Annotated in this window: 3 protein-coding genes, 1 tRNA gene and 2 pseudogenes; 3 read left to right on the top strand and 3 right to left on the bottom strand. The window is 72.7% G+C overall.

Annotated features, from left to right (window positions below; all coding sequences use genetic code 11):
• Positions 1-80 precede the first annotated feature (80 nt).
• Complete coding sequence (locus tag ACWEN3_RS39220) at positions 81-731, bottom strand: haloacid dehalogenase type II (RefSeq protein ID WP_452981352.1); 651 nt, start codon at positions 729-731, stop codon at positions 81-83.
• A 231-nt stretch (positions 732-962) separates the two neighbouring features.
• Here ACWEN3_RS39220 and fdh point away from each other — a divergent pair, with 231 nt between their 5' ends.
• Positions 963-4223 (top strand): formate dehydrogenase, encoded by a 3261-nt coding sequence (fdh, locus tag ACWEN3_RS39225; RefSeq protein WP_452981355.1) that lies wholly within the window; start codon positions 963-965, stop codon positions 4221-4223.
• A 52-nt stretch (positions 4224-4275) separates the two neighbouring features.
• On the opposite strand, the gene selD is transcribed toward fdh, so the two are convergent.
• A complete protein-coding gene (gene selD / locus ACWEN3_RS39230) occupies positions 4276-5292 on the bottom strand; it encodes a selenide, water dikinase SelD (RefSeq protein WP_452981358.1) in 1017 nt (338 codons plus the stop codon).
• Positions 5293-5326: 34 nt separating this feature from the next.
• On the opposite strand from selD, the gene ACWEN3_RS39235 reads away from it, so the two are divergent.
• Positions 5327-5419, top strand: a tRNA-Sec gene (locus tag ACWEN3_RS39235).
• 35 nt (positions 5420-5454) lie between these two features.
• On the opposite strand, the pseudogene ACWEN3_RS39240 reads toward ACWEN3_RS39235, so the two are convergent.
• A pseudogene (locus ACWEN3_RS39240) lies at positions 5455-5757 on the bottom strand (SelB domain-containing protein); the annotation flags it as partial.
• A 48-nt stretch (positions 5758-5805) separates the two neighbouring features.
• Here ACWEN3_RS39240 and ACWEN3_RS39245 point away from each other — a divergent pair.
• Positions 5806-5885, top strand: a pseudogene (locus ACWEN3_RS39245) (spermidine synthase); the annotation flags it as partial.

Genomic DNA, 5885 nt, shown 5'->3' on the forward strand with positions numbered 1-5885 from the left:
GTTCTCGCCCTGGAAGCGGGGCGAGTGGGCGCGGAAGTCGTTCGCGGCCAGCCGCCGGTCACGGGCGAAGTGGCCGGAGATCAGGCCCCGGGAGAAGTGGAGGCGGGGCGGGCGGTCGACGGGTAGGGGTGTGCCGTGCGCCGCAGCCAGGCGGTGGCCAGGCCCGCCCGCGCCGCGCCGTCGATGTCCCAGGGGTGCACGGAGACCAGCATCGCCTCGTGGGCCGGCACGGCCATGGCGTCCAGGGCGTGGGCGTAGGCCTCCCGCGCGGGCTTCCAGCGGCCGGGGGTCTCCACGTCCAGGTTGGTCTCGAAGCAGTCGGTGAGTCCGGCGCGGTCGAGCACCGCGCGTGTGGTGCCTGCGGAGCCGTTGGTCAGGGTCACCAGGCGGTACCCCGCCGTTCGCAGAGCCCGTACGCCGTCCGGCACGTCCGGGTGCGGGGGCAGCTCGGGCAGACCGGCCAGGACGTGGTCCGCGACCTCCTCCGGGTCGGGGACGCCCTCCCCGCCGGCCGCCAGCGTCCGCAGTCCGTCCCTGGCGACGGCGGCGAAGGGGGCGTGGCCCCCGGCCAGGGTCAGGGCCACTCCGTCCCGCAGCACCCCGGCGAACCAGACCGCGAGGAGCCGGCCGGGCAGCCCCACGTGCTGAAAGCGGGCGGCGAGCGGGCCGAGGTCGGTCAGGGTCTCGTTCACGTCGAACACCAGGACGCGAGGGCGGAGTTCAGCGGGCAAGGGGATCACCTCCGTACGCGGCGCAGGGCAGGGCCCCGCGCCTTCCGTTCCTCCCGGCTCACCCGGGACCAGGTGACCGCCGCAGCGGCGGAGTCCCCCCGGAGCGCCCGCCTCACACCTGCCGCCGCCGTTTGGCCGCCGTCGGCCGGGGTACTCCGCGGCCCAGCACAGCGGAAGATGCCGTGGCCGTGAGGCTGCGGGACAATCGGGACACGAGCGGGAGGAGTGGCTGTGGGCGTACGCACCTGGATCGACTCCTGGCCGGTCTACCGGCAGCTCACGGGCACGGACCCGCTGGGCCGCGGGGCGGCCGCCAAGAGCGGGCGCAGCGCGCGGCTGAAGCCCCGGGTGGCCACGGCCGACCGGGTGGTGAAGTCCGTCTGCCCGTACTGCGCGGTGGGCTGCGGCCAGAACGTGTACGTGCAGGACGGGAAGGTCACCCAGATCGAAGGTGACCCGGACTCCCCCATCTCCCGCGGCCGGCTGTGTCCCAAGGGCTCGGCGAGCCTGCAGCTGACCACCGGTGACGCCCGCGAGCACCAGGTCCTCTACCGGCGCCCGCACGGCACCGAGTGGGAGCGGCTGGATCTCGACACCGCGATGGACATGATCGCCGACCGGGTGATCTCGGCACGCCGGGAGGGCTGGGAGTGGGAGGTCGACGGGACCCGCACCCGGCGCACGATGGGCATCGCGAGCCTCGGCGGCGCCACGCTGGACAACGAAGAGAACTACCTGATCAAGAAGCTCTTCACCGCGCTGGGAGCGATCCAGATCGAGAACCAGGCGCGTGTTTGACACTCCTCCACCGTTCCCAGTCTGGGAACCTCGTTCGGACGCGGCGGCGCGACCACCTTCCAGCAGGACCTGCAGAACGCGGACTGCATCCTCATCGAGGGCTCGAACATGGCCGAATGCCATCCGGTCGGGTTCCAGTGGGTGATGGAGGCCAAGGCGCGGGGCGCGAAACTGATCCACGTCGACCCGCGGTTCACCCGCACCAGCGCGCTCGCCGACGTGCACGTGCCGCTGCGCGCGGGCTCGGACATCGCGTTCCTCGGCGGGATCATCAACTACGTCCTGGAGCACGAGAAGTACTTCCGCGACTACATCGTGGCGTACAGCAACGCGCCGGTGATCGTGCGCGAGGACTTCCAGGGCCCCGAGGACCTGGCCGGCGTCTTCTCCGGCCTCGACACCGACACCCGCTCGTACGACAACACCAGCTGGCAGTACGAGGGCACCGAGATGCAGGCGGCCTCCGGCCAGCGTGACGAGGAGTACGACAAGCGCACCGGCGGCGGCAGTTCGGTGACCGAGGCGGCGCGCGGCGAGGCGCACGGCGCGGGCGGCGCGGTGATCGGCGAGGGCGAGCCGGGGCGGGACGAGACGCTGACCCACCCGCGCTGTGTCTTCCAGGTGCTCAAGCGGCACTACGCCCGCTACACGCCGGAGATGGTCGAGGAGATCTGCGGGGTGCCGCAGCACCTGTTCCGTCAGGTGTGCGAACTGCTCACGGAGAACTCGGGCCGCGACCGGACGACGGCGTTCGCCTACGCGGTCGGCTGGACGCAGCACACGGTCGGTGTGCAGTACATCCGCGCGGCGGCCGTGCTGCAGACCCTGCTCGGCAACATCGGGCGGCCGGGCGGCGGCATCCTCGCGCTGCGCGGGCACGCGTCCATCCAGGGCTCGACGGACATCCCGACCCTGTTCAACCTGCTGCCGGGCTACATCCCGATGCCGCACGCCCACAAGAACGAGGACCTGGACGCCTTCGTGGAGGCCGAGGCGGCCCACAAGGGCTACTGGGGCAACATGCGCTCGTACCTGGTGAGCCTGCTCAAGGCGTACTGGGGTGACGCGGCGACCGAGGAGAACGACTACTGCTTCGACTACCTGCCGCGGCTGACCGGCTCCCACTCGGCGTACGAGACGACGATGGCCCAGCTGGAGGGCGTCTGCAAGGGCTACTTCCTGGTGGGCGAGAACCCGGCGGTGGGCAACGCCAACTCCAAGCTGATGCGGCTCGGGATGGCGAACCTGGACTGGCTGGTGGTGCGCGACTTCTCGCTGATCGAGTCGGCGACCTGGTGGAAGGACGGCCCGGAGATCGAGACCGGCGAGCTGCGCACGGAGGACATCGGCACCGAGGTGTTCTTCATGCCGGCCGCCGCGCACACCGAGAAGGACGGCAGCTTCACCAACACCCAGCGGTTGCTGCAGTGGCACCACCAGGCGGTGGAGCCGCCCGGCGAGACGCGCAGCGACCTGTGGTTCGCGTTCCACCTGGGCCGGCTCATCCGGGAGAAGCTCGCCGGGTCCACCGACGAGATGGACCGGCCGCTGCTGGATCTCGCCTGGGACTACCCGACGAAGGGCCGGCTCGTCGAGCCGGACGCGGAGGCGGTGCTCGCCGAGATCAACGGCCATGACGCCAACGGCGACCCGCTGTCCTCCTACGAGCAGCTGAAGCCCGACGGCTCGACGGTCTGCGGCTGCTGGATCTACTGCGGGGTCTACGCGGACGGGGTCAACCAGGCCGCGCGCCGCAAGCCCGGCCAGGAGCAGGACTGGGTGGCGGCCGAGTGGGCGTGGGCCTGGCCCGCCAACCGCCGGATCCTGTACAACCGGGCCTCCGCCGACCCCGAGGGCAGGCCGTGGAGCGAGCGGAAGGCCCTGGTGTGGTGGGACCCGGACAAGGGCGAGTGGTCCGGGCACGACGTCCCCGACTTCAAGAAGGACAAGTCGCCCGACAGCGAACCGCCCGAGGACGCGACCGGTCCCGAGGCGCTGTCCGGCAGGGACCCGTTCATCATGCAGGCCGACGGCAAGGCCTGGCTGTACGTGCCGTCCGGGATCACCGACGGGCCCCTGCCGGTGCACTACGAGCCGCAGGACTCGCCGTTCCCGAACCTGCTGTACGAGCAGCAGCGCAACCCGGTACGGCAGGTGATGGCCTCGGGCCCCGACAACCGCTACCAGCCGAGCGGTGACGAGCCCGGCTCGCAGGTGTACCCGTACGTGGCCACCACCTACCGGCTCACCGAGCACCACACGGCGGGCGGCATGTCGCGCTGGCAGCCGTATCTGGCGGAGCTGCAGCCGGAGTTCTTCTGCGAGGTCTCTCCGGAGCTGGCGGCCGAGCGGGGCCTCGCGCACACCGGCTGGGCGACGATCGTCAGCGCGCGCGGCGTGATCGAGGCGCGGGTGCTGGTGACCGACCGGATGGCGCCGCTGACCGTGCAGGGGCGCCGGCTGCACCAGGTGGGGCTGCCGTACCACTGGGGCCCCAACGGCTACAGCACGGGTGACGCGGCCAACGAACTGCTGCATCTGTCCCTGGACCCGAACACGCACATCCAGGAGGCGAAGGCGTTCGCGGTGGACATCCGTCCGGGCCGCAGGCCGCGGGGCCCCGCGTCCGTGGAGCTGGTGCGCGCCTACCGGGCGCGGGCGGGCATCGACGAGCACACCGGCACGGAACCCTGAGGTTCCCGACGGCAGGACCCCGGGGTCCCCTGACAGGGGCCCCGGGGTCTTCCTATGCGAGGACGACGGAGTGGGCGCCGCGTGGGACCAGCTCCCCCACGACCGGCGCCCCGGGCACCTCACCGGCGACGAGCAGGCCACCGGAGGTCTGCGCGTCGGCCAGCAGCAGCCGTGTGTCGGCGTCCGTGGCGCCGAAGTCGGTGTGCGGCGCGACCCACTCCAGATTGCGCCGGGTGCCGCCGCTGACGAAGCCGTCCCGGACGGCCTCCCGGGAGCCGTCCAGGTAGGGGACGGCGGCGGTGTCGATCACGGCGGTCACCCCGGACGCCTTCGCCAGCTTGTGCAGATGGCCGAGGAAGCCGAACCCCGTGACGTCGGTGGCGCAGGTGGCGCCCGCGGCCAGCGCGGCCTGGGAGGCGTCCCGGTTGAGTGCGGTCATCGTGGCGACGGCCTGCTCGAACCGTTCTCCGGTCGCCTTGTGACGGTTGTTCAGCACGCCGAGCCCGAGCGGTTTGGTCAGCGACAGGGGCAGCCCGGGCCGGCCGGTGTCGTTGCGCAGCAGCCGTGCCGGATCGGCGACTCCGGTGACGGCCATGCCGTACTTCGGTTCCGGGTCGTCCACGCTGTGACCGCCGCCGACGTGGCAGCCGGCCTCCGTGGCGATGTCGAGGCCGCCGCGCAGCACCTCGCGGGCCAGCTCGAAGGGGAGCCGGTCGCGCGGCCAGGCCAGGAGGTTGACGGCGAGCAGCGGCCGGCCGCCCATCGCGTACACGTCGGACAGGGCGTTGGCGGCGGCGATGCGTCCCCAGTCGTAGGGGTCGTCCACGACCGGGGTGAAGAAGTCGGCGGTGCACACCACGGCCGTGCCCGGCTGCCCGGGCAGGGCGACGACGGCCGCGTCGTCCCCGGTGGCGAGGCCGACCAGCAGCGGGGTGTCTCCCCCGGCGAGCCGCGGGGCGGTCAGCCCGCTGACGACCTCCTCCAGCTCACCGGGCGGGATCTTGCAGGCGCAGCCGCCGCCGTGGGCGAACTGTGTGAGGCGGACGGTCGCTTGGCGGGTCGGTGTCATTGCGGTCTCCCGGGGCACTAGCCTGACGAGCGGTGGAGGCGTGTGGGTGCCTGGTGGCCCTCCCGGTCTTCAAAACCGAGGTGCCCGAGGATCTCGGGCAGGCGGGTTCGATTCCCGTCCGCCTCCGCTCCCCGGCTCGGGCCGGCAGCGCCGGCGCTGGTCGTCGACGCGTTCCGTGTGGCCCTGGGCGTCCAGGAACTCCAGCAGCGGTACGGCCACCCGGCGGGTGGTGTCCAGCGCGCGCCGGGCCTCGCTGAGCGTGAACGGCTGCGGCAGGGCGCGCAGGACCGCGGCGGCCTCGGCGTCCGCTCCGGGCAGCAGCACAATGCCGTCGGCGATGCGCAGCAGGGCGCCGGCCGCCACGGCCGCGGCCAGGGTCCTGCGGGTGAGGCCGAGTTCGTCGAGCCGGCCGGCCTCCGGTGCGCGGAACGGCGTACGGGCCAGGTCCCGGCGTACGGCGTCCACGGCCGCGCGGACGGGCGAGGGCAGGTCGGGCCGTACACCCCCGGACGCATCGACAACGGTCCGGGCTGGACCGTCACCGAGGACAACCAGGGGCTGTACTCGGCGGCCGGACTGGCCGCGTGTGCAAG

This window comes from Streptomyces sp. NPDC004561, assembly GCF_053602155.1.